Annotated in this window: 19 protein-coding genes; 16 read left to right on the forward strand and 3 right to left on the reverse strand. The window is 62.8% G+C overall.

The features are described from left to right. The first annotated feature begins 64 nt into the window (after positions 1-64). The 3 genes from aspS to GFJ39_RS06825 all read left to right on the forward strand — a co-directional run bounded on the left by aspS (position 65) and on the right by GFJ39_RS06825 (position 3,034). Positions 65-1,861: an aspartate--tRNA ligase gene (aspS, locus tag GFJ39_RS06815; RefSeq protein WP_153430629.1), complete on the forward strand. Its 1,797-nt coding sequence runs from the start codon at positions 65-67 to the stop codon at positions 1,859-1,861. A gap of 137 nt (positions 1,862-1,998) precedes the next feature. Next, positions 1,999-2,562 carry a ferritin-like domain-containing protein gene (locus GFJ39_RS06820; protein WP_062456268.1) on the forward strand — a complete coding sequence of 188 codons (564 nt, stop codon included), beginning with the start codon at positions 1,999-2,001 and terminating at the stop codon, positions 2,560-2,562. A 199-nt stretch (positions 2,563-2,761) separates the two neighbouring features. Beyond that, positions 2,762-3,034, forward strand: a complete 273-nt coding sequence (locus GFJ39_RS06825) for a YXWGXW repeat-containing protein (protein WP_153430630.1) — start codon at positions 2,762-2,764, stop codon at positions 3,032-3,034. Between the two features lie 43 nt (positions 3,035-3,077). Here the strand turns inward: GFJ39_RS06825 and xth are convergent, their stop codons facing one another. Together xth and GFJ39_RS06835 are read right to left on the reverse strand one after the other, a co-directional pair. Continuing rightward, positions 3,078-3,854: an exodeoxyribonuclease III gene (xth, locus tag GFJ39_RS06830; RefSeq protein ID WP_153430631.1), complete on the reverse strand. Its 777-nt coding sequence runs from the start codon at positions 3,852-3,854 to the stop codon at positions 3,078-3,080. Between the two features lie 4 nt (positions 3,855-3,858). After that, positions 3,859-4,203 carry a HesB/IscA family protein gene (locus tag GFJ39_RS06835; RefSeq protein ID WP_153430632.1) on the reverse strand — a complete coding sequence of 115 codons (345 nt, stop codon included), beginning with the start codon at positions 4,201-4,203 and terminating at the stop codon, positions 3,859-3,861. A gap of 232 nt (positions 4,204-4,435) precedes the next feature. Here GFJ39_RS06835 and GFJ39_RS06840 point away from each other — a divergent pair, with 232 nt between their 5' ends. The 10 genes from GFJ39_RS06840 to GFJ39_RS06885 all read left to right on the forward strand — a co-directional run bounded on the left by GFJ39_RS06840 (position 4,436) and on the right by GFJ39_RS06885 (position 14,280). Continuing rightward, on the forward strand, positions 4,436-5,611 hold the full coding sequence (locus GFJ39_RS06840; protein WP_153430633.1) for a deoxyguanosinetriphosphate triphosphohydrolase: 1,176 nt from the start codon (positions 4,436-4,438) through the stop codon (positions 5,609-5,611). Positions 5,612-5,654: 43 nt separating this feature from the next. Then, positions 5,655-7,463, forward strand: coding sequence for an arginine--tRNA ligase (argS, locus tag GFJ39_RS06845; RefSeq protein WP_153430634.1), 1,809 nt, complete (start codon positions 5,655-5,657; stop codon positions 7,461-7,463). Next, complete coding sequence (locus GFJ39_RS06850) at positions 7,460-8,602, forward strand: SPOR domain-containing protein (protein ID WP_153430635.1); 1,143 nt, start codon at positions 7,460-7,462, stop codon at positions 8,600-8,602. The genes argS and GFJ39_RS06850 overlap by 4 nt, the downstream gene beginning before the upstream one ends. Positions 8,603-8,612: 10 nt before the next feature. Next, a complete protein-coding gene (locus GFJ39_RS06855; protein WP_153430636.1) occupies positions 8,613-9,377 on the forward strand; it encodes a segregation and condensation protein A in 765 nt (254 codons plus the stop codon). Further along, positions 9,374-9,973: an SMC-Scp complex subunit ScpB gene (gene scpB, locus GFJ39_RS06860; RefSeq protein ID WP_407645871.1), complete on the forward strand. Its 600-nt coding sequence runs from the start codon at positions 9,374-9,376 to the stop codon at positions 9,971-9,973. The genes GFJ39_RS06855 and scpB overlap by 4 nt, the downstream gene beginning before the upstream one ends. 9 nt (positions 9,974-9,982) lie before the next feature. Beyond that, entirely contained in the window at positions 9,983-10,585 is a 603-nt protein-coding gene (locus GFJ39_RS06865) for a twin-arginine translocase subunit TatB (protein ID WP_153430638.1), read from the forward strand. Next, positions 10,582-11,367, forward strand: coding sequence for a twin-arginine translocase subunit TatC (gene tatC / locus GFJ39_RS06870; RefSeq protein WP_153430639.1), 786 nt, complete (start codon positions 10,582-10,584; stop codon positions 11,365-11,367). The genes GFJ39_RS06865 and tatC overlap by 4 nt, the downstream gene beginning before the upstream one ends. 27 nt (positions 11,368-11,394) lie before the next feature. Beyond that, positions 11,395-12,657: a serine--tRNA ligase gene (gene serS, locus GFJ39_RS06875; RefSeq protein WP_153430640.1), complete on the forward strand. Its 1,263-nt coding sequence runs from the start codon at positions 11,395-11,397 to the stop codon at positions 12,655-12,657. A gap of 12 nt (positions 12,658-12,669) precedes the next feature. Next, entirely contained in the window at positions 12,670-13,410 is a 741-nt protein-coding gene (locus GFJ39_RS06880; RefSeq protein ID WP_153430641.1) for an META domain-containing protein, read from the forward strand. A gap of 258 nt (positions 13,411-13,668) precedes the next feature. Then, positions 13,669-14,280 carry a helix-turn-helix domain-containing protein gene (locus GFJ39_RS06885; protein ID WP_153430642.1) on the forward strand — a complete coding sequence of 204 codons (612 nt, stop codon included), beginning with the start codon at positions 13,669-13,671 and terminating at the stop codon, positions 14,278-14,280. Positions 14,281-14,316: 36 nt separating this feature from the next. Here the strand turns inward: GFJ39_RS06885 and GFJ39_RS06890 are convergent, their stop codons facing one another. Continuing rightward, positions 14,317-16,818 (reverse strand): helicase-related protein, encoded by a 2,502-nt coding sequence (locus GFJ39_RS06890; protein ID WP_194285311.1) that lies wholly within the window; start codon positions 16,816-16,818, stop codon positions 14,317-14,319. Positions 16,819-16,953: 135 nt separating this feature from the next. Between GFJ39_RS06890 and GFJ39_RS06895 the strand changes: the two genes are divergently transcribed. The 3 genes from GFJ39_RS06895 (at position 16,954) to GFJ39_RS06905 (ending at position 21,381) form a co-directional block, all read left to right on the forward strand. After that, complete coding sequence (locus GFJ39_RS06895) at positions 16,954-17,841, forward strand: ferredoxin--NADP reductase (RefSeq protein WP_153430643.1); 888 nt, start codon at positions 16,954-16,956, stop codon at positions 17,839-17,841. A gap of 25 nt (positions 17,842-17,866) precedes the next feature. Then, positions 17,867-19,261, forward strand: a complete 1,395-nt coding sequence (gene gorA / locus GFJ39_RS06900; RefSeq protein WP_194285312.1) for a glutathione-disulfide reductase — start codon at positions 17,867-17,869, stop codon at positions 19,259-19,261. A gap of 80 nt (positions 19,262-19,341) precedes the next feature. Next, the gene (locus GFJ39_RS06905) at positions 19,342-21,381 is read left to right on the forward strand and encodes an FUSC family protein (protein WP_153430644.1); all 2,040 of its coding nucleotides are present in this window, start codon (positions 19,342-19,344) and stop codon (positions 21,379-21,381) included.

The following is a 21,381-nucleotide window of genomic DNA, read 5'->3' on the forward strand; positions in this document are numbered from 1 at the left end:
CATAAGAGGGCCGTCCCGGCTTCCTGCGCCCACTTATCCGCACAGGACGTTGAAGAGGCCCGACATGCATCCATACCGCACCCATGACTGTAGCGCCCTGCGTGAGGAGAATGCCGGGCAGATTGTCCGTCTTTCCGGCTGGGTGCACAGCAAGCGCGATCATGGCGGCCTGCTGTTCATCGACCTGCGGGACCATTACGGCGTCACGCAGATCGTCATTCCCGCCGGCACGGACCTGCTGGAAAAGGCCGAGCGCCTGCGCGTCGAGAGCGTCATTACCGTGACCGGCAAGGTCGTGGTGCGTCACGGCTCCCAGCGCAACCCGAACCTGCCGACCGGTGACGTCGAGGTTCTGGCCGATGCCCTTGAGGTCCGCTCCAGCGCTGAAGTGCTGCCGTTCCAGGTGGCGGGAAACGAGAACTATCCCGAAGACCTGCGCCTGAAGTACCGCTACATCGACCTGCGCCGCGACAAGATGCACCAGAACATCATGCTCCGCAGCAAGGTCATCACGAGCCTGCGCCGCCGCATGATCGAGCAGGGTTTTACCGAGTTCCAGACCCCGATCCTGACGGCTTCGTCCCCCGAAGGCGCGCGGGACTTCCTCGTCCCGGCGCGTCTGCATCCGGGCAAGTTCTACGCCCTGCCGCAGGCTCCGCAGCAGTTCAAGCAACTCGCCATGGTTGCGGGTTTCGACCGCTACTTCCAGATCGCCCCCTGCTTCCGCGATGAAGCCTCCCGTGCCGACCGTAGTCCGGGCGAGTTCTATCAGCTCGATTTCGAGATGTCCTTCGTCACGCAGGAAGACGTCTTCACGGTGCTCGAACCCGTCCTCGCCGGCGTATTCAACGAGTTCACGCCCGAAGGCTGGAAGATCACGGACGGCGCATTCCCGCGCATTCCGTATGCCGACGCCATGCGTGACTACGGCTCCGACAAGCCGGATCTGCGGAACCCGCTAATCATCAAGGATGTGACGGAAGCGTTCCGCGATTCCGGTTTCGGTCTGTTCGCCAAGATCGCGGCCTCGGGTGGCCAGATCCGCGCCATTCCGGCTCCGGGTGCGGGTGATCGTCCGCGCGGCTTCTTCGACAAGCTGAACAGTTGGGCCCGTGAAAACGGTGCCGGTGGTCTGGGCTACATCATCTTCGAAGAAGAAGGCGGCAAGGGGCCGATCGCCAAGAACCTCGAAGCCGATCGCGTCGAGAGCATCCGTGAAATCTGTGGCCTGAAGGCTGGTGACGCCGTGTTCTTCGCCGCAGGCAAGGGGGACGAAGTTGCCAGGTTCTCCGGCGTCGTCCGCACCAAGGTCGCAACCGAGCTGGACCTGATCGAGAAGAACGCGTTCCGCTTCTGCTGGGTCGTGGACTTCCCGATGTATGAGCTGAACGAGGAAACCGGGAAGGTCGACTTCTCGCACAACCCGTTCTCCATGCCGCAGGGTGGTCTTGAGGCGCTGAACACGCAGGACCCGCTGACGATCAACGCCTATCAGTACGACATCGTCTGCAACGGCGTGGAGCTGTCTTCGGGCGCCATTCGGAACCATCTGCCGGATGTCATGCTGCGTGCGTTTGAAATCGCAGGCTACGGCCCCGAAGTCGTGGAAGAGCGTTTCGGCGGCATGCTGAACGCCTTCCGTTACGGTGCTCCGCCGCATGGTGGTGCAGCGCCGGGCGTGGACCGTATCGTGATGCTGCTGGCCGATGAGCCGAACATCCGTGAAGTCATTCTCTTCCCGCTGAACCAGAGCGGCGAAGACCTGATGATGGAAGCGCCGGCCCCGGTCGAGCCGGCTCGTCTGAAGGAACTGCATCTGGCTCTGGACCTGCCGAAGCCCAAGCCGACCGCCAGCAAGTAAGCCTGACGCAGTCTTATCTGCTGTTTCAGAACCGGCATCTTCCTTTCGGGAGATGCCGGTTTTTTCATATCGTCTGCAACACTTCGTCATTTCTCTCGTTGGAGAAACAGATTCCAATCTTCAAGGCAGACACTCCAATGGCCGACGACAAGAAGAACGCCTTCCTGACAGACGTGCAGACGCTGCGCGCAAACGCAAAGAAATCTCTCGATGACGGTGCGGTGACCGCCACCTATAAGGGTGACGTCAAAACGACGATCGACATCCTTCAGGCCGTTGTGGCGACTGAACTGGTCTGCGTCCTGCGCTACACGATGCATGCCATTTCCGTTGAAGGTCTGACCAGCGAGAGCGTCGGAGCAGAGTTCAACGAACACGCGGCCTCCGAGCGCAAGCACATGCTGGCGGCTGCGAACCGCATCGATCAGCTTGGCGGCGTACCCAACTTCAATCCGGAAGGTCTGGCCACGCGTTCCGCGACCGAATACGGCAATGGCGGTAACCTGGTCGAAATGGTGAAGCAGGATCTGATCGCCGAGCGCGTCGTGATCGAGCATTATCAGGAACTGATCCGCTATTTCGGCGACAATGACCCCACGACCCGCATCATGCTCGAAGGCTTCCTGGCCGACGAGGAAGATCATGCCACCGATCTGCATGACCTGCTGGTCGCTCATGAAGGCAAGCCCTTCCTGAACTGATCGCGGTCCACCGGATACCTGAAAAAGGGGCGCTTCCTGCCACGGGAAGGGCCTTTTTTTGCGGTTATGCGGAGATCAGGAAATCCGGAAACATAAAATTATGCATTGCCCGGATTCCGCCACAGATGCGCCTCAGGCGTGCCAACACAAGCCGTGCATCATCTTTCCGTGACAAGGCGTCATGGAAAGGAGAGCATTGATGCTGAAACATCTGTCAGGGATCTTGGCTGTTTCCGCCCTGTTTGCAGGTACGATGGCGATTGCGCCAATGACGGGAACAGCCCATGCACAGTTCGTGCCCTATAGCGGCCCTTACCGCCAGCCGCCTCCGCCCCCGCATGTTCTGCCTGAACCTGTCCCGCCCCATCATGGCGACATGCGCTGGATTCCGGGGCACTGGCGCTGGAACGGGAACGGCTACCAGTGGCAGCCGGGCCATCTGACGCGACGATTCAATCTCCGTCACGCCTGATACGGGCAGGGGCCGGAGCCGTGTCTCCGGCCCCCTTGTGCTGTCAGACCGTGACCAGGACCGGAACGTGATCGGAGGCCTTTTCCTTCGCGCGCTCGTCCCTGTCGATCACGAAGGATTTCAGCCGTTGCGTCAGGCGGGGAGACAGCAGCGCATGGTCGATCCGCAGCCCTGAGTTCCGCTGGAACGCTGCCGCCTGATAGTCCCAGTACGTATAATGCCGACCGGTGGGATGCAGGGCGCGCAGGGCATCCGTCAGCCCCATCCATTCCAGCCTGCGGAAAGCCGCCCGCGTCTCGGGGCGCACCAGCGCGTCATCCGGGGAGAGGGCGCCGGGAGCCAGATCCTCGTCCGTCGGGCAGACATTGAAGTCGCCGATGAACGCGAAGGGCTTTTCCGCATCGAGCAGAACGCGCGCGCGTTCCGCCAGAGCATCGAAAAACGCCAGCTTGGTCGTGTAACCGTCTTCCCCGCCGGAATTGCCGTTGGGCAGATACAGATTGCCGATCGTGATATCGTCGAGTTCCGCCTCGATATAGCGGGCGGACGGATGATCGAAGCCCGGAAGCGTATGGTGTGTTACCGTGAAAGGCCGGCGTCCGATCAGGGCCACGCCATTATAGGCTTTCTGCCCCGACGTCGCGACATGTAGCCCGGCTTCTGCGAACACGGCCGGAAACTGGCTGTCCTCGCATTTGATTTCCTGAAGGCACAGCAGGTCACAGTCCGGATGACGCTCCAGCCAGTCCTGAACATGATGGGCGCGGGCGCGGATGGAATTGATGTTCCAGCTTGCGAAGGTGAAGGGCGTGGCATTCATCGGATCAGGCCAGCGAGAAGCTGGTGCCGCAGCCACAGGACGATGCGGCATTGGGGTTCGTGACCGTGAAATGCGCGCCCATCAGCTTGTCCACGAATTCCAGTTCGGCGTTTTCCAGCAGATCAAGGCTGGTCGTATCCACGAACACTTTCGCCCCATCACGTTCGATGACGACATCATCCGCGGCCTGATCGCGTTCCAGCTTGAACTGATACTGAAACCCGTTGCACCCTCCGGCCAGAACCGCAACGCGCAGCGCGAGCCCCTCAGGTTCGGGTTGGGCTGCGATGATCTCCTTGATGCGGGCGGCGGCGCTGGCGGAGATGCTGAAAGGCACGGTGTCGGACATGGGCGTGTGTTCCCGGAATCTGAAAAGGCGGCTGGACCCTGCTGGAGCAGCAAGACGGCTGCGGTCCTGATTATATGGTCAGAGCGGCGTCGAGGGCAAAGGTCCAGTGGTTGCACGCACGCCGGGCTGGCGTAGAATGAAACCGTGATCCGGCCGGAAACGGCGCTTTACCGGCCATGAGGCTTCGGGGCAGGGGTCACAGCCAGGCAGCTCACACACAGGACATGTCTTGATGGTAGCGATCTACGCGGTAAAGGACTCCGGCTTCCCCTCAGGCTACAGGGGACGGCTCTATCCCGAAGTGGAAAGCCCCGTCCGCTCCCCCTGGCAGAGAGACCGTGACCGCGTGCTCCATTCCGCCGGGTTCCGCACCCTGCAATACAAGACACAGGTCTTCATCAACCATGAAGGCGATTTTTTCCGCACGCGCCTGACGCATTCGCTCGAAGTCGCGCAGATCGCCCGCTCCATTGCCCGCAATCTGGACCTCAATGAGGACCTGACGGAGACCGTGGCGCTTGCTCACGATCTCGGCCACACGCCGTTCGGCCATGCCGGGGAAGACGCCCTCGCGCTCGCGATGAAGGACTGGGGCGGCTTCGACCACAACACCCAGTCCCTGCGCCTCGTGACCGCGCTCGAAGCCCGGTACCACGCTTTTGATGGTCTGAACCTGACATGGGAAGCGCTGGAGGGGCTGGCCAAACATAACGGCCCGGTCAAACGCCCGACACCCTATTTCGCGGAATACGACGCCAAGCACCATCTGGATCTGCAAAGCCATGCTTCGGCTGAAGCGCAGGTTGCCGCCATGTCGGACGATATCGCCTATCACGGCCATGATCTCGATGACGGTCTGCGCGCCGGGCTGCTGTCCTTCGAGGATATCGAAGACCTGCCGCTGGTCGGGGATGCTTTGCGCCGGTCGCGCGACATGGAGCGGCAGATCGGGCGTGAGGCGTCCGATCAGGCGCAGCGCGTGCGTCACGAAACCATCCGCGTCGTCATCAACCAGCTCGCCACCGATCTGACGGATCAGACACGCCGGAATCTTGAGGCGCTCAACCCGCAATCGGCTGACGATATCCGCCATGCCGGATATCCGGTCGTGGCGTTCAGTCCGGAAATGCGCGAGGCCAACAAGGCCATCCGCAAGTTCCTCTATGCCCGCATGTACCGGCACTGGCGCGTCAACCGCATGGCGCGCAAGGCCAGGATCGCGGTCCGGGAAATCTTCGACATCCTGTCCGAAGATCCCGGCCTTCTGCCTGATCCGCTGCGGGGGCGGGCGAAAGCCGCCGATGACGTACAGCGCAGGCGTCTGGTGGCCGATTATATTGCCGGAATGACCGATCGTTTCGCGATGGAAGAACATCGACGGTTGACGGACCTCTCCGTGCTGGGCTGATAGAGCCTCTGATTTGAAGACGCGTTACAGGAATCGAGCTGAAATGGCCGCTGACACCACGACCCTTACGACTGACTGTCTCTTTGCCCGCACCCGGGTCCAGGTGTGCGATGCTCTGCGATCGGTCGTCCCCGGCCTGCCGGAAGAGGTGGTGCAGCGCGTCGATCTGACCCCCACCCGTGACCCGTCCCACGGCGATATGGCCACAAATGCTGCGATGCTGGCCGCCAAGCCCGCACGTCGCAAGCCTGCCGATATTGCTGCCGAACTGGTCGCGAAGCTCTCCGAACTTCCGGAGATCGCGAAGGCCGAAGCCGCCGGTCCGGGCTTCGTGAACCTGACGCTCAAGCCCGAAGTCCTTCAGGGCGTGGCCGTCTCCGTGCTGAAGGCGGGCGATCGCTACGGCCGCTCCACGATGGGGCAGGGGACGCGCGTGAACGTGGAATACGTCTCCGCCAACCCGACCGGCCCGATGCATGTCGGTCATTGCCGTGGTGCGGTGGTCGGCGATGCGCTGGCAAACCTGCTCGAAGCCGCAGGCAGCCCGGTGACGCGCGAATACTATATCAACGATGCCGGCACGCAGGTCGTCGCCCTGACCTGGGCCACATACTGGCGATATCTTCAGGTGATCGGCACGGAAATTTCCGCAGACGATTTCAGCCCGCTGACCCCGAACGGCCTGCAATATCAGGGCGAATACCTGATCCCGGTCGCGCAAAGCATTGCTGAGACGCATGGTCGCGCGCTCGCCAATGCCGAAGGTGGCCCCGCTGATCCGTCCGTCTGGTTCGAAACCGTGCGCCGTGCAGCCCTCACACAGATGATGGCGGCCATCCGCGAGGATCTGGAAGCGCTCGGCATTTCGCACGAAGTCTTCGCCAGCGAAGCCGAAACGCTGGCCAGTGGCCGTGTGGATGCCGCAATCGCAAAGCTCGACAGCAAGGGCCTGCTTTATGAAGGCGTGCTGGAGCCGCCCAAGGGCAAGATGCCGGAAGACTGGGAAGCCCGTCCGCAGACGCTCTTCCGCTCCACCGAATTCGGCGACGATCAGGACCGCGCGCTCCGCAAATCCGACGGCACCAACACCTATTTCGCCAACGATATCGGCTATCACGCCCAGAAGGCCGAGAAGGCCGACGTCCTGATCGACGTCCTCGGCGCCGATCATGGCGGCTATGTTTCCCGCATGCGCGCCGCCATATCCGCCCTGACGGATGGCAAGACCGGCTTTGAAGTCGTGATGTGCCAGATCGTGCGCGTCGTGAAGAACGGCGAGCCGGTGAAGATGTCCAAGCGCGCTGGAACGTTCGTGACGCTGCGCGATCTGCTGGACGAAGTCGGCCGCGACGCCGTGCGCTTTACGATGCTGACCCGCAAGGCCGATGCGCAGATGGAGTTCGATCTGGATGCTGTCGTCGCCCAGACGCGCGACAATCCGGTGTTCTACGTCCAGTACGCCCATGCTCGCTGCCGCTCGGTCCTGCGCTCGGCCGAGATGATGTTTGGCGCGGAGTCCGTGACGCCGGAAGCATTGTGTGAAGCCGATCTGACCAACCTGTCTTCGGACGTCGAACTGGCTGTCCTGCGCCGTCTGGCCGCGTTCCCGCGTAGTGTCGAAGCTGCTGCGACAGCGCGTGAGCCGCACCGGATCGCGACCTATTGCATTGATCTGGCTTCTGATTTCCACGCCCTGTGGAACCGGGGCCGCGAAGACACCACCCTGCGTTTCCTGCACGAGAACGACCGCGCAACCAGCCTCGCCAAGCTGGCGCTGGTTTCGGCTATTGCGGGAACACTGCGCTGTGCTCTCACCATTCTCGGCGTCGTGCCGGTGGAGGAAATGCGATGACCCCGGAAAACGATCAGGATCGCAATCGCCCCGATCCGGGCGATTACGCCCGTACTCCGAAACAGCCTGCGGGTCCGGCTTCCGGACCACGCCCGCAGGCACGCTTCGACCGCGAGCGGCTGAGCAACGATTATGACGACGAGCCCCCGCCGCGCCGTCGCCCCGCCGCTGCCGGGGGAGCCTCCGGAACCGGGCGTCTGACATCCGTGCTGGGCAACGATCCCGCCACGCGCAAGCTGGTTGGTGGCGCGGTCGGTATCGGCGTCGTGCTGATGCTGGCAGTTGGCGGCTGGTCGCTCATGGGCAGCCATCACGGTGGCATCCCCATCATCGGTCCGCCACCGGGCCCCGTGAAGGACCGTCCGGCCGATCCGGGCGGGATGCAGATCATGAGCGGCGACGATGGCGAAACCGACATGACCGGCAACGGCGAGGCACATCTTGCACCCGGCCCCGAGCAGCCCGATACGAAGGCGCTGGCCCGTCAGTACGGTGTCCCTCCTGGCACACCGGCCCCGGAGGCGCCTGCCCAGGGAACGGCTGCCCCGAAAGCGGATGCCCCGGCACAGGAAGTGGCCACTCTGGACAAGGCTTCGACGGCCCAGACGCCTGCGATCCCGCCTGAAGCGGCTGCCCCCGCCGATACGGGACAGATGTCTCCGGGAACCGCGCTGCCGGCCACGGTTCCGGAAAAGCCGCAGAATTCGAACGCCACATCTGCGGAAGCTCCGAAGCCGGCCCCTGTCAAGGAAGCGCCGAAAAAGGAAGACGCGCCGGTCCATCATGCGCCGCGACCGGTGGAGAAGCCGCTGCCCGCGCCTGTGCCCAATCCCGATGCTGTCGCATCGCCCAAAACTGCCGCTCCGGCTGCGGAGAAAACCGAGACGGCCGGTGGCTCGCATGAAGTGCAGCTCGGCGCGCTCGACAGTGAAGCCGCGGCCCGCAAGGAATGGGACAGTCTGCGCCATCAGGCTCCGGCCCTGCTCGCCGGGCACACGCCGTTGTTTGAAAAGACCACGCGTGGCGACCATACATTCGTGCGTCTGCGGATCGGCGGATTTGCGGATCTGAAAGCTGCGCGGGCTTACTGTGTGAAGCTGCACGCACAATCCGTCGCCTGTACGCCAGCCCAGTTCTGAGAGCTGGCGTTTGAGCGACACACTGCATCTGACGCTTGACGGGTTTGAGGGGCCGCTCGATCTGCTCCTCGATCTGGCCCGCAGGCAGAAGGTGGATCTGGCGAAAATCTCCATCCTGCAACTGGTGGAGCAGTATCTGGCCGTCGTGGACAAGGCCCGTGCGGAAGCGCGGAGCCTGCGGCTGGAACTGGCGGCGGACTGGCTGGTTATGGCGGCGTGGCTCGCCTGGCTGAAATCCAAGCTGCTCCTGCCTGCCGAAAACGAGGACCCGGACGCCGAAGACGCCATCGAGCTGCTTCAGGAACGCCTGATCGAACTCGAACGGATGCGCGCCGCTGCCCGCTGGCTGGCGGAACAGCCCCGTCTGGGTCTGGACGTGTTCCGGCGCGGGCAGGGCGAGGACCATACCGAAATCGACCGCTCTGGCCTGCGTGTGGACATGCCTGCGCTGATTACGGCCTACCTTTCCGCCCGCCGCAGAACGGGGCGCAGGCGCGTCTATGCCCCGCGTGCCCGCCGGTACTGGAGCGTGCAGGATGCGCTGTCCCGCCTCAAGCGCCTGCTCGGGACCGATCATGTTGTCGGCTGGCAGACCCTGACGTCCCTGTTGCCGGACCCGGACGAACTGGACGGTGAAGAAGGGCCTTACGGGCGCAATGCTGCTCTCGCAGGCACGCTGCTCGCAGGACTGGAAATGGCGAAGGGCGGGGCGCTTGAGCTGCGCCAGCCCGAAGCGTTCGGGGAAATCGAATGGCGGGCGGCCACGCCCTCATGACGAATTTTGCAATGCTCGACCGCGCCTGTCTTCTTGTGGAGGCGTTCGTTTTCGCCAGCCCTGAGCCCGTAAAGCCTGCGGCCATTGCCGAGCTTCTGACTGCACAATCCATCCCCGTGCCCGTCGAAGAGGCGCTTGAGGCTGTGCGGAGCCGCTACGCTGATCATGCGGTGGAAATGGTGCTGGTCGCGGGGGGATGGCAGTTCCACACCCGGTCGGAATTCGCGTCCGCCCTGACCAAAGTCGTGGAAAAGCCCCGTCGCCTGAGTCGCGGCGCGATGGAAACGCTGGCCATCATCGCCTATCACCAGCCCTGCACCCGCGCGGAAATCGAGGCTATCCGTGGCGTCTCGCTCGGGCAGGCGGTGCTCGACGCCCTTCTGGAAGACAGTCTGATTGCCCCCAAAGGCCGCAAAGAAGTTCCCGGACGTCCGGTTCTGTGGGGCACCACGGCCAATTTTCTGGAAAGTTTCGGTCTGCCGGATCTGTGGGGGCTGCCCCGCCGGGAAGACTTCCTGCTGGACCGCGCGCCCACGGAAGCAGAAGACGATGCAAACGATGCTTCTGGCGTAGGCGGAACGGAACAGACAGGCTAGGAATGATGCATGTTTGACTTCAGTTTCTCGGAAATCGCGCTGTTCGTGATGGTGGCGATGGTCTTCATCCGCCCGAAGGACCTGCCGGTTGCCATCCGCACCCTTTCGAACGGGCTGAAGGCGATGCGGCGCATGGCGGCTGAATTCCAGTCCCATGTGGACGAGATGGTCCGTGAAGCCGACCTCTCCGAAGCGCGCGACCAGTTCCGGGACCTGAAGAACTTCAACCTGCGCGACCGTGTCACGAAGGCCATCGACGGCGACAATTCCATCCGCCGCAGTCTGGAACTCGACACGCCCGCAAAAGCGTCCGCCGCCGATCTGCCGAAAGTTCCGCCGGCACCACCGCTTCCGCCGCCGCCACTGACCGATCTGGAAACGGTGCCCTATAATGCCCGTCCGCAGTTCGAGCCGGCCGTGGATCTGCCTGTCGAACCTGAACCCGAACCCAACGACGATGTCGTGGACGCTCCGTCCATTCTGCCACCCAGCACGGCAAGACGGCTCCTGCATGAGCGCTCCCGCTGGCGGGCGCCTGACATCCTGCCGCCCGTCCGCGCCATTCATGCCGGCCGGCGCGTTCCCATTGCGAGCGGAAAGGACGGCGAATGACCGATACCGACAGCATCAATGATACGCCGATGCCGCTCCTCGAGCATCTCGTGGAGCTGCGCAAACGGCTGATCTGGTCCATCGTGACCTTCGTGATCGCGTTTGCCATCTGCTATCATTTTTCGGGCGAGATCTACCGGTTTCTGGCAGCCCCGCTCGGCAACATCATGCGCAAGAACGGGGAACAGCCGCACCTGATCTATACCGCGCTGTACGAGGCCTTCTTCACCTATATCCGCGTGGCCGTTTTCGGTGCGACCTGCCTGTCCTTTCCCATGATCGCCATCCAGGCCTGGATTTTCATCGCGCCCGGCCTGTATCGCAGCGAGAAACGGGCCTTTGCCCCGTTCCTGATCGCAACGCCCGTCATGTTCCTGATCGGCGCGGCACTCGCCTATTACGTGGTGTTTCCCTACGCATGGCAGTTCTTCCTGTCGTTCCAGACACCGCAGAGCACCAATGGCGGCATGCAGATCGAGCTTCAGGCCAAGGTCTCGGAATATCTGACGCTGGTCACGAAAATGATCCTGGCGTTCGGAGTCTGTTTCGAACTGCCCGTCGTCCTGACCTTGCTGGTGCGTGTTGGCCTGCTGAGCGTGGCGCAGCTCAAGCGCTTCCGCCGCTATGCCGTTGTTGCGTCCTTTGCGGTGGCCGCCGTGATCGCCCCACCTGATGCGATTACGATGCTGAGCCTCGCCATTCCCCTCGTCGCCCTGTACGAGGTATCCATCCTCACGGCCCGGTTCGTTGAACCGAAACCCATGGCCGCTGATGAAGACTGATGACCAGACCCGCCGGAGCCCTGAACCATGCATGACCTGAAAGCCCTGCGCGCCGACCCGGCCGCTTTTGACGCTGCTCTCGCACGTCGGGGCCTGTCACCCGTGGGGCAGCAGCTTGTCAGTGACGATGAAGAACGCCGCGCCGCACTGGCCGCGCTTCAGGAAGCGCAGGGTGCGCGTAAGGCGCTGGCCAGGGAAATCGGCCTGCTCAAGCGCCAGAAGCTCGACACTGCCGAGATCGAAGCGAAGGCCGTGGCCCTGCGCGACCAGATTGCGGGTCTGGAAGAGCGTGCCAACACGATCCAGACCCGCATCGATGATGTGCTGAAATCCCTGCCGAACCGCCTCGATACCTCCGTGCCGGATGGAAAGAGCGAGGATGAGAACGTCGTCGTCCACGTCCGTGGCGAGAAGCGCGAATTTGCTTTCGAGGCGAAACAGCATTTCGAACTCGGCGAAGCACTGGGTCTGATGGACTTCCCGACCGCCGCCAAGCTGTCCGGCACGCGCTTCGTCGTCCTGCGCGGCGCACTTGCCCGTCTGGAACGCGCGCTCGGCCAGTTCATGCTCGACACCCACACGACCGAGTTCGGCTACAGCGAAACCAGCGTGCCGCTTCTGGTCAATGACGACGCCATGTACGGCACCGACAAGCTGCCCAAGTTTGCCGAGGACTCGTTCCGCACCGAAGATGGTCGCTGGCTGATCCCGACCGCCGAAGTTCCGCTGACGGCCTCTGTCATGGGCGACATCCTCCCGGCCGATGCCCTGCCGATCCGCCTGACCGCGCTGTCCCAGTGCTTCCGCTCAGAAGCCGGTTCGGCCGGGCGCGACGTCCGCGGCATGCTGCGCCAGCACCAGTTCACGAAATGCGAGCTGGTCTCCGTCGTGAAGCCTGAAGACAGCGAGGCCGAGCACGAGCGCATGACGCAGGCCGCCGAGACGGTTCTGGAGCGTCTGGGCATCACCTTCCGTCGGATGCTGCTCTGCGCGGGCGATACCGGTTTCGGTGCGGCCAGGACGTTCGATCTGGAGGCCTGGCTTCCGGGGCAGAAAGCCTGGCGCGAAATTTCTTCGTGCTCGAATACGCGCGATTTTCAGGCACGTCGCATGAATGCGCGCTATCGTGCCGAGACTGGACCGGCCTTCGTCAACACGCTTAACGGATCCGGTCTTGCTGTCGGTCGGACGATGATCGCTGTTATGGAAACATATCAGAACGAAGATGGCAGCATCGATATTCCAGAGGTTCTGCGTTCTTACATGGGCGGGCTGAACCGCATCGGCTGAGGACTTTCAGGCATGATCACGATCCGTCGTTTCGCGTTGGCTCTTCTGGCCGCAGGCTCCGTTCTCGCCTCATGCCCCGCCGAGGCGGACAGCATGCGCACCCTGCGCGGTGAGGCGCTGTACCGTGAGCGCATGGCCCTGCCGCCGGGCGCCGTTCTGAGCGTCTGGATCGAGGATACAGGTGCCACGCATGGTGCCCCCCTGGTCATGGCCGAGCAGCGCGAAGAGATCCATCGTGGCGTGCCCATTCCCTATACATTGACCTATCCGGCTTTGCCGCCGGGGGGACATTACGTGCTGAATGCCGAAATCACGGTCGAAGGACGCAGGCTCTTTGCCACACCGGACGGTGGCACGCCTCTGGATCATCCCCGGCTCCTGCTGCGGCATGTAGCGGGCGCGGCCATCCGCGCGCCTTACGGGGCATGGCGGATCCAGAGCGTCGGCAGTCTTCATTTCGACAATACCGCCGAAGCGCCTGGCCTAACCCTGCAACAGGACGGCACGGTTTACGGTACGGATGGCTGCAACCGTCTGATGGGGCATTTTACCCTCTCGGGGCAGACGCTTCATTTCCTGCCGCTTGCCATGACCCGCAAGGCCTGCCTGCCGGCCCTGATGGCGCAGGAGCAGCAGATCGGGGCTTTCCTGCCGAGCGTAACCTCATGGTCGCGTGACAGTGACAGTCATCTTGTGCTGCATGGAACCGGCTCCTCCGGTACGATGGTTCTCGTTCCGCAGGATGCCCAATAAGCCCTCCCGCCAGACAGCCAATGCCGTATTTTAAAAAAAACTTTTGATCTTTCACGGTTTTTTTTGAAAGGGCAGGGGGGTATCGGGCCTCTTTCCTCACAAACGGAAACGGGACTAATGTGATCCCGGCTTCCTCCATATTCCAGATGGATCGAGCAGAAAGATCTTCTCCCGTGTCATTGCGGGAGTCCTCTGACCGGCAGAGGTTTTTTGTCGCATGGCGTGACACGCTATTGCTATCAGGCCGGAGGCTTGGGAATGAAAACAACGATCCAGCTTGGGCTGGGACAGAAATGGACGGCATCGGCCACTGCAGAGCAGGGTGCAGGTGAGGTCAGGGAGATCATGACTCTGGGTGCCGGCCGGGTGGGTTTCCGGGTGGAAAACCAGTCGCTGGCTCTGACGCAGGTTTCCGAGGCGGCGTACAGGGCATGGATCAGAGAGACGGAGGCCGTATTGACCAGAGACGCCATCCCAGCGGCGCAGCTTTCTCCGGGGCGGGAACTCGGGCGTCGTATCCGGCTTCTTCGGGAGATGGCGGGCCTGAGCCAGCAGCAGCTTGCGGACAAAGTCGGGATTTCGCGCTCGGCCGTGGCATTCTGGGAAACGGGCCGCTCGGGACATGTCGGCAAGCATCTGGGCAGTCTCGCGCAGGTGCTGGGCGTCGAACCTGAAGTGCTGCTGACAGGAATGGCCTACAAGGCCATTCAGGCGACTCTCACCCCTGACGAAAACACTATGCTCACGCTCTACCGGCAGCTTGATCCTCTCATCAAGCTTCAGGCCCAGAAATGGATCGAGCGCCGCGTGCGCAACAAAACAGGCGAAGAACAGGACGCAAAGCCTGTCACTCAGCCTAAAAGAGCCTGATCTCCCGGCCTGACAGATGTCAGGCCGGTCTGCGTTTTAGGACGGACGCTTGCGCGGTCCCCCCGGCCGCCGGTTTCCTTTCGCGGGGAAACTGCGGCCACCCGGCTTTTTGGGGCCGGAAAAACCCGCCCTGTTGCCGGGTCTGTCGTTATGGCCGCTGCGGCCAAGGCGGCCCCCGATGCGCTGCTGCTTCTGGCTCTCGCGCATCCGGCTCTGCGTCCGCAGGACCTGTTCAATCCAGTCATTGAGAATGGACGTGTTGATTTCCGCGTCCTGACGGGCCGGATAGGCGTCCGGGAACCGCAGAGCCAGCCACCGCCAGGCCACCAGCCGCTTGTGCCTCTTCTCCGCCCGCTCCAGTTCCTCGCGCCCCGCCTGTTCCGGATGCGGCAGACGCCCTGTTCCCGGCGGCGGGACCGGACGTCCGGCGGCATGGTCCGCCGCCCACTGGACCAGACGCTGGATGCCATTGTCCCGCTCGTCAATCGGGCACATGGCATAGGTCCAGCGTGTCGAAAGGTCGAGGTTTTCCACACCTTCCAGAGCGGCTGCAATTTCCAGCGCCTGTTCCATGTCGGCGAGGCGGTAGTTCGGGTCATCCGCGCGTAGAACGGCGTGTTTGATGCGGGTCAGGACACCGTAGAGACTGTCGCTGTCGATCTCTTCGGCCACAGCCCGGACAATGTCCGAGTCCGGTTGCACGAGAGGGCGGAGTTCCTTGATCTCTTCGGGCGGGGCGCTGAGCATCTTTCTGACAAAACTCGGGCTGCCAGCACCGGCCAGCACGCAGACCAGCCCGCTTTCATGTTTGCCGTAACGCCCGGCGCGACCGCCGATCTGCTTGACTTCCTGCGAGACCAGATCGCGCGTCTGCCGGCCGTCGAACTTGCGTAGCGCGCTGAACACGACACGGCGAATGGAGAGGTTCAGCCCCATGCCGATGGCATCTGTCGCAATGAGAATATCGGCCTCGCCACTGTTGAAGCGGGCGGCTTCGGCGCGCCGGACTTCCGGACTCAGGGCACCATAGACCACGGCAACCCGACGCCCGCGCGCCATGAGTTCGGCCCGCAGGTCCAGGACTTCGCGGCGGGAGAAGGCGATGACGGCATCGCTGGGCTTCAGCTCATCGAGATGCAGCGTTTCACCCGCCTTGAGCGGGCTTTTGCGTTCGAGATGGATCTCGTCCACCGGGTCGTCGCAAAGCTCGGCAATGCGCTTGACGAGAGGGATGCAGTCCGGCGCGCCAAGAATGAAGACGTGCCGGGCCGGGACACCCATGATGGCAGCCGTCCAGGCAGCGCCACGGTCCGGGTCGGCCAGCATCTGCGCTTCGTCGATGATCGCCACATCCACCGGATTGTGGAACGGGCACATCTCGACCGTCGCCGCCAGATGGCGCGCACCCGGCATTTCGATCCGCTCTTCACCCGTGGACAGCGATGCCGGAACGCCGCGTGAGAGCAGGGACTCGCGGAATTCGTGCGCCAGAAGCCGCAGCGGTGCGAGCGCCAGACCGCTCTCGGCATTCGCCAGCGCATTGAGCGCGGTATAGGATTTTCCAGAGTTCGTCGGACCCGTCACCAGCGTGATGCGACGCTTCAGCGCACGTGCCGTGCGGAAATGCCCGGCAAACCGGTCCAGCGCGGCCACGCGGGCAATGGCGGCATTACCGGCCTTGTTGCCCAGATCCAGAACTTCCGGCCGGTCCTTGGTTCCGCTGCGCCATTGCGGCAGGAAGGTCCGGAGGCGCTTGAGCTCTGCCGGGTCAAAGAAGAACAGCTCAATCCCGTCCGGTCGGGTTTCGCGGCGGGCAATGGGAATCCGGTTTTCGGCGATCCAGCGCAGGGCTTCGCGACGCGAACAGTGCAGGACATTCGGCAGCTCGTCGAAGCTGACCAGCCCTTCTTCCCACTGGCGCAGACGCTCAAGCTCACGCGCCCTGCGTTCTTCCGCACGGGCCTGAATATCGGCCTGTTCGCGGGCACGGCGTTCTTCGGCAATCCGCAGATCGTCCTCGAAGCCGAGATCGACGCTGCCGAATGCAGCCGCGATGCTCTGGGACAGCTTTTCAAGCTGGCCGCTCGACAGGATCACGCCCGTATCGGCGAGATCGGCGCGGACATCCTCCAGCACGGCGCGCGGGGAGTCGCCCATTTCCTGCCAGCGCGTCATCAGGACATCGTCGAGCGTCCGGCGCAGGGCAGGCATGTCGGCACGTGGATCATGGATGCGGGCCGCGGCTTCCTGCGTATCCGGCTTGCCGACCCAGACCTCGCCAGCCCTGCGGCACACATTCATGAGTTGGGACGCCCAGGTCTTGCGGCGCACGACGCACAGCGCCTCGATCAGCCCGTCATGGGAAAGGGTTGCTTCTGGCCCTTCAAGCCTGCGCGCGACCTGCCGCAGCAGGGCAGGGCGCTCGCGCGGCGTGATGTCGAGCGCGGGCCCGAATTCGGCTTCGGCCCGCTGAAGGGCGCGTTCGGCCGGAGAAAAAGAGTCGGCAAGAGTGGCGTCCGGCATGGAGTCGTCTGTCATAAGAGTCTTGTGCGTCATTCCGGCATGCGCTTCAACGCGCATGGGTTTCCCGAGCGGTGACGATTGGGCTAAAAGACCCGACCATTATCAGGTCCGTGACCTGTTATCCGTTCCGAACCGGAGACAGAACCAGACATGTCCAACCCGACTTTTGCCGCCCCGACTCCGACTATTGACGAGCCTCTGACCGGCCTGGTGCCGTTTGAAGGCCATCCGAAGCAGTACCGCCTGGCTGAACCGAGCAAGGAATACGCCCATCTGTATCCCGCGAAGGTGCTGACGGTCCATCACTGGACGGACCGCCTGTTCAGCTTCACCACGACGCGCGATCCGGGCTTACGTTTCGAAAACGGCCAGTTCGCGATGATCGGCATCGAGGTCGAAGGCAAGCCGCTTCTGCGCGCCTATTCGATCGCGTCCGCCAACTATGAAGACCATATGGAGTTTCTTTCCATCGCGGTGCCCGATGGTCCGCTGACCTCGCGTCTGCGTCATGTCAAGGTGGGTGATACGGTCCTGATCGGTCGCAAGCCGGTTGGCACGCTGCTGCTCGACAACCTCAAGCCGGGCCGCAACCTGTATTTCCTCTCCACGGGGACGGGTCTGGCGCCGTTCATGAGCCTCATCAAAGATCCCGAGGCGTACGAGCGCTATGAGAACGTGATCCTCAGCCACACCGTCCGTATTTCGGGCGAGCTGGCCTATGAGAACCATATCCGTCACGAACTGCCGGAGCACGAGTTCCTGGGTGAGTTCGTCAAGGACAAGCTGCGCTATTACCCGGCCGTGACGCGTGAAGACTATGCCGTGACCGATCGCATCACCAAGCTGATCGAGACGGGCAAGATCTTCGAGGATCTGGGTATCGACAAGCTCGATCCCGAGCATGACCGCGTCATGATTTGCGGTTCGCCGGAAATGCTGGCCGACACCGAAGCCCTTCTTGAGCGTATGGGTTTCGTGGAAGGCAATATGAGCCATCAGGGTTCGTATGTCGTTGAAAAGGCCTTTGCCGAGCGCTGAGGTCTCAAAGGCACGAAAGGCCGGGATGATGCAGGATTTTGATCTGTTCGTTATTGGTGCCGGTTCGGGCGGGGTGCGCTGTGCGCGCATTGCCGCCCAGAACGGAGCGCGCGTCGCGCTTGCGGAGCGCCGACACTGGGGCGGAACCTGTGTCAATCTCGGTTGCGTGCCCAAGAAACTGATGGTTTATGCGGCCGATTATGGCCGCGAGATCGCCGATGCCCCGTCCTATGGCTGGGACGTCAAACCGGTCGCGCATGACTGGTCCACGCTGATCAGCGCGAAGGACCGCGAGATCGGGCGCCTGAACCGCATCTATGTCTCGATGCTGGAAAAGGCCGGGGTCACGCTGTTTACGGGCGATGCCAGTTTCGTGGACTCTCATACGGTCGAGATCGGCCCGTCCGAGCTGGCGCCGGATGCGTCCGTCCAGCGTATCCGGGCAAAGAACATCGTCATCGCCACGGGCTCCACGCCCACGCGCCTGAACATTCCCGGCGCCGAACATGCGATCGTCTCGGACGACGCCTTCCATCTGGCGGATCGCCCCGAGCGCGTCGCCGTGATCGGCAGCGGCTATATCGGTATCGAATTCGCCGGGATTTTCGCGGGACTGGGTTCGAAGGTTGATCTGGTCTTCCGCCAGCAGCTTCCCCTGCGCGGCTTTGACCATGAAATGCGCGTCCATCTTTCCGAACTGCTGCCGCTGAACGGCATCAAGGCGTATCCTGGACACTGTCCCGAGCGGATCGAAAAGGTTGCAGACGGCTATCGTCTGCATCTTGAGGGGGGCGATGTTATCGAGACGGACTGCGTGTTCATGGCGACGGGCCGCCACCCCAATCTGGCGCCGTTGAAGCTGGACAATGCGGGCGTCGCCACATGGGACGGCCGTATTCCGGCCAGGCCCGACGATGCGACGACCAACGTACCCGGCATCTATGCCATCGGTGACGTGACGGACACCTACAACCTCACGCCGACCGCCATCGCCGAAGGTCATATCCTCGCGGAACGGCTGTTTGGTGAACCGGGCCGGGAATGGTCCTTCGCTACGACGCCCAAGGCCGTATTTTTTTCCCAGCCACTCGCAACGGTTGGTCTGACGGAAGAAGAGGCGGCAGAAAATCACGATCTGGACATCTACACGTCCAGCTTCACGCCGATGCGCCAGACGCTTTCGGGCCGCAAGGGCAAGACCCTGATGAAGCTCGTCGTGGACGCAAAGAGCAGGGTCGTGCTTGGTGCTCATATGATCGGCCCGGATGCGCCTGAAATCATTCAGGGCCTCGCCATTGCGATCACAGCAAAGCTGACCAAGCGGGATTTCGATCGTACGATCGGCCTGCATCCCACGAGCGCGGAAGAATTCGTGACCATGCGCGACGCCACCCGTCACGTTCCCCGAAAAACAGGCTGACCCATCATGACGGCGCGTAACGGTCTTACGGAGGCCCCGCAGACGGGCCGTCACATATTTTCTGAAGGTCCGTCCCGGGCATGAATCTTGGCTGGCTGTTTGCCCCGTCCATTACGTCCGTCATGTTTGCGCTCCGCACCACGATTGCAGCCCTTCTGGCGCTGGCGATCGCGCTGTGGATGGAACTCGGTGAGCCGCAATGGGCCGCCATGACCGTCTGGATCGTCGCGCAGAATTCGCGCGGCGAAAGTATTTCCAAGGGACGGTGGCGTCTGGTTGGCACCGTCATCGGGATGGTGATGGCCATCGTGCTGATGGCGGCCTTTCCGCAATATCCGTGGCTGTTTCTGCCGGCTCTGGCGCTCTGGGTGGGGCTTTGCGCGGGTCTTGCCACCCTGACGCACAACTTCCGCGGCTATGCGCTCGTACTCGCGGGCTATACCTGCACCATCATCGCGCTGGGCGCGGTAAAAGAACCGGATCACGTTTTCAATATCGCCATGGCCCGTGGGACATATATTTTCCTGGGCGTGATCTGCGAGACGGCCATGGGCATGATCGCCCTGCCTAACGTCGCAGGTCGTGCGCGTGAGGAACTGCGCAAGCGTCTTCAGGGTATTCTGACCCGTGCCATTCCCGCCCTGACGGCCGTGCTTCGCCAGAAGACAGGCGCGACAGACGATCTGTCTGCCCTGCTGGGTTCGCTTCAGGCCTCCAGCGACCAGATCGAATTCAGTCGGATCGAGATCCGCAGCGAGGGCAACGAGGTCGAGCACGCCTATGTCACGCTCGGTCTTGTCGCGCGCGTCCTGTCGCGCGGGCTGGGTCTGCGGACCCGCATGACGTCTGTCACGCATCAGCCCGAAGCCCTGCGGCCTTTCCTTGAGGAAATGGCGTCCGCCCTGGATGGAATGCCCGAGCGTCTGCTTACGGACCGCCGGGGTATTGCGGCACTGGTTCAGGCTGAGGCCCTGCTGGCGGAATGTCGTGGGCGCATGCAGACGATCCTCCCCCGCGATGACGAGGATTCGCTCAATGAGGGAATCATCCTCACGGGCGTTGAGGTCATGCTCTCCGATCTGTGCGAGACCCTGCGCTCTTACCGGGCGAGTGTGGATGGAGCTCCGGTATCCGAACGCCATCGTCTGACCCGCAATCCGGACTGGCGCGCCTCGATGCGCAATGGTGTCCGCACGACCGTGGCCCTGCTGTTCGGCGCCTATGTGTGGGAAGTTACGGCCTGGCCTCAGGGAAGCGTGTTCCTGACATTCATCGCTGTCGTCTGCGCCCGGTTCGCGACGTTTGAAAACACCGTGCTGCTGAGTGCGGCATTCTTTTACGGTGCTGTCGCCGCGGCGGTGGCCAGCGTCATTCCGGTTTTCATCGTCATGCCCGTGACGGCCAATTATCCGTTCTTCTGCCTTGTGGCAGGCTTCTTCATGATGCTGGGCGGGCTGGCGTCCCGCAATCCGTCCACCGCCGTCATGGCGGCGTCCTATGGCACATTCTTCCCATTCCTGCTGGGCATGGACAACCAGGGACGCATCAACGAACTCGGCTGGTTTAACACCACCATCGCCCTCCTGCTGGGGCTTGGTGCCGGTGTGGTGATTTTCCGCGCCGTGCTGCCCTTCACCCCGGCACGGGCGGGAGAGGTCCTGCGCTATCAGCTCAAGCGGAGCCTGCGACGGCTCGCGCTGCCGGGGGTGGTGATGGACGAATATGTCTGGATCAACGAGGGCACGCAGAGCATGGAACGCGCCGTGCGTTTTGCCGGCTCTCTGTCCGGTGACCGGGCGGAGGCCATGCTGCGCGGAACATTGTCGGTTCTGACGGTCGGGCGTAACGTGTTGATGCTCCGCAAGCTTGCCGAGCATGGAAGCCTGCCGGACACGGCGGTGATGGCGGTGGACGGGCTGGTCCGCAACCTGCTGCGTCGCAAGCTGCCCCTGACCCATACGACCGCCACGATCGACCCCACCCTGGACGAACTTTATGCGCTGGAGCGTCAGTCACAGGATCCGTCGATCCGGCATGATCTGGTGCTGGCCATCGGCTCCCTGCTGATCGTGCGTACCGAGATGCCGGTCAGCAGGGCCTTTCTCAAGGGTGCGTTCTGA

The sequence above is a fragment of the Gluconobacter aidae genome (genome assembly GCF_009547075.1).
In the GTDB taxonomy this organism is placed as follows: Bacteria; Pseudomonadota; Alphaproteobacteria; order Acetobacterales; family Acetobacteraceae; genus Gluconobacter; species Gluconobacter aidae.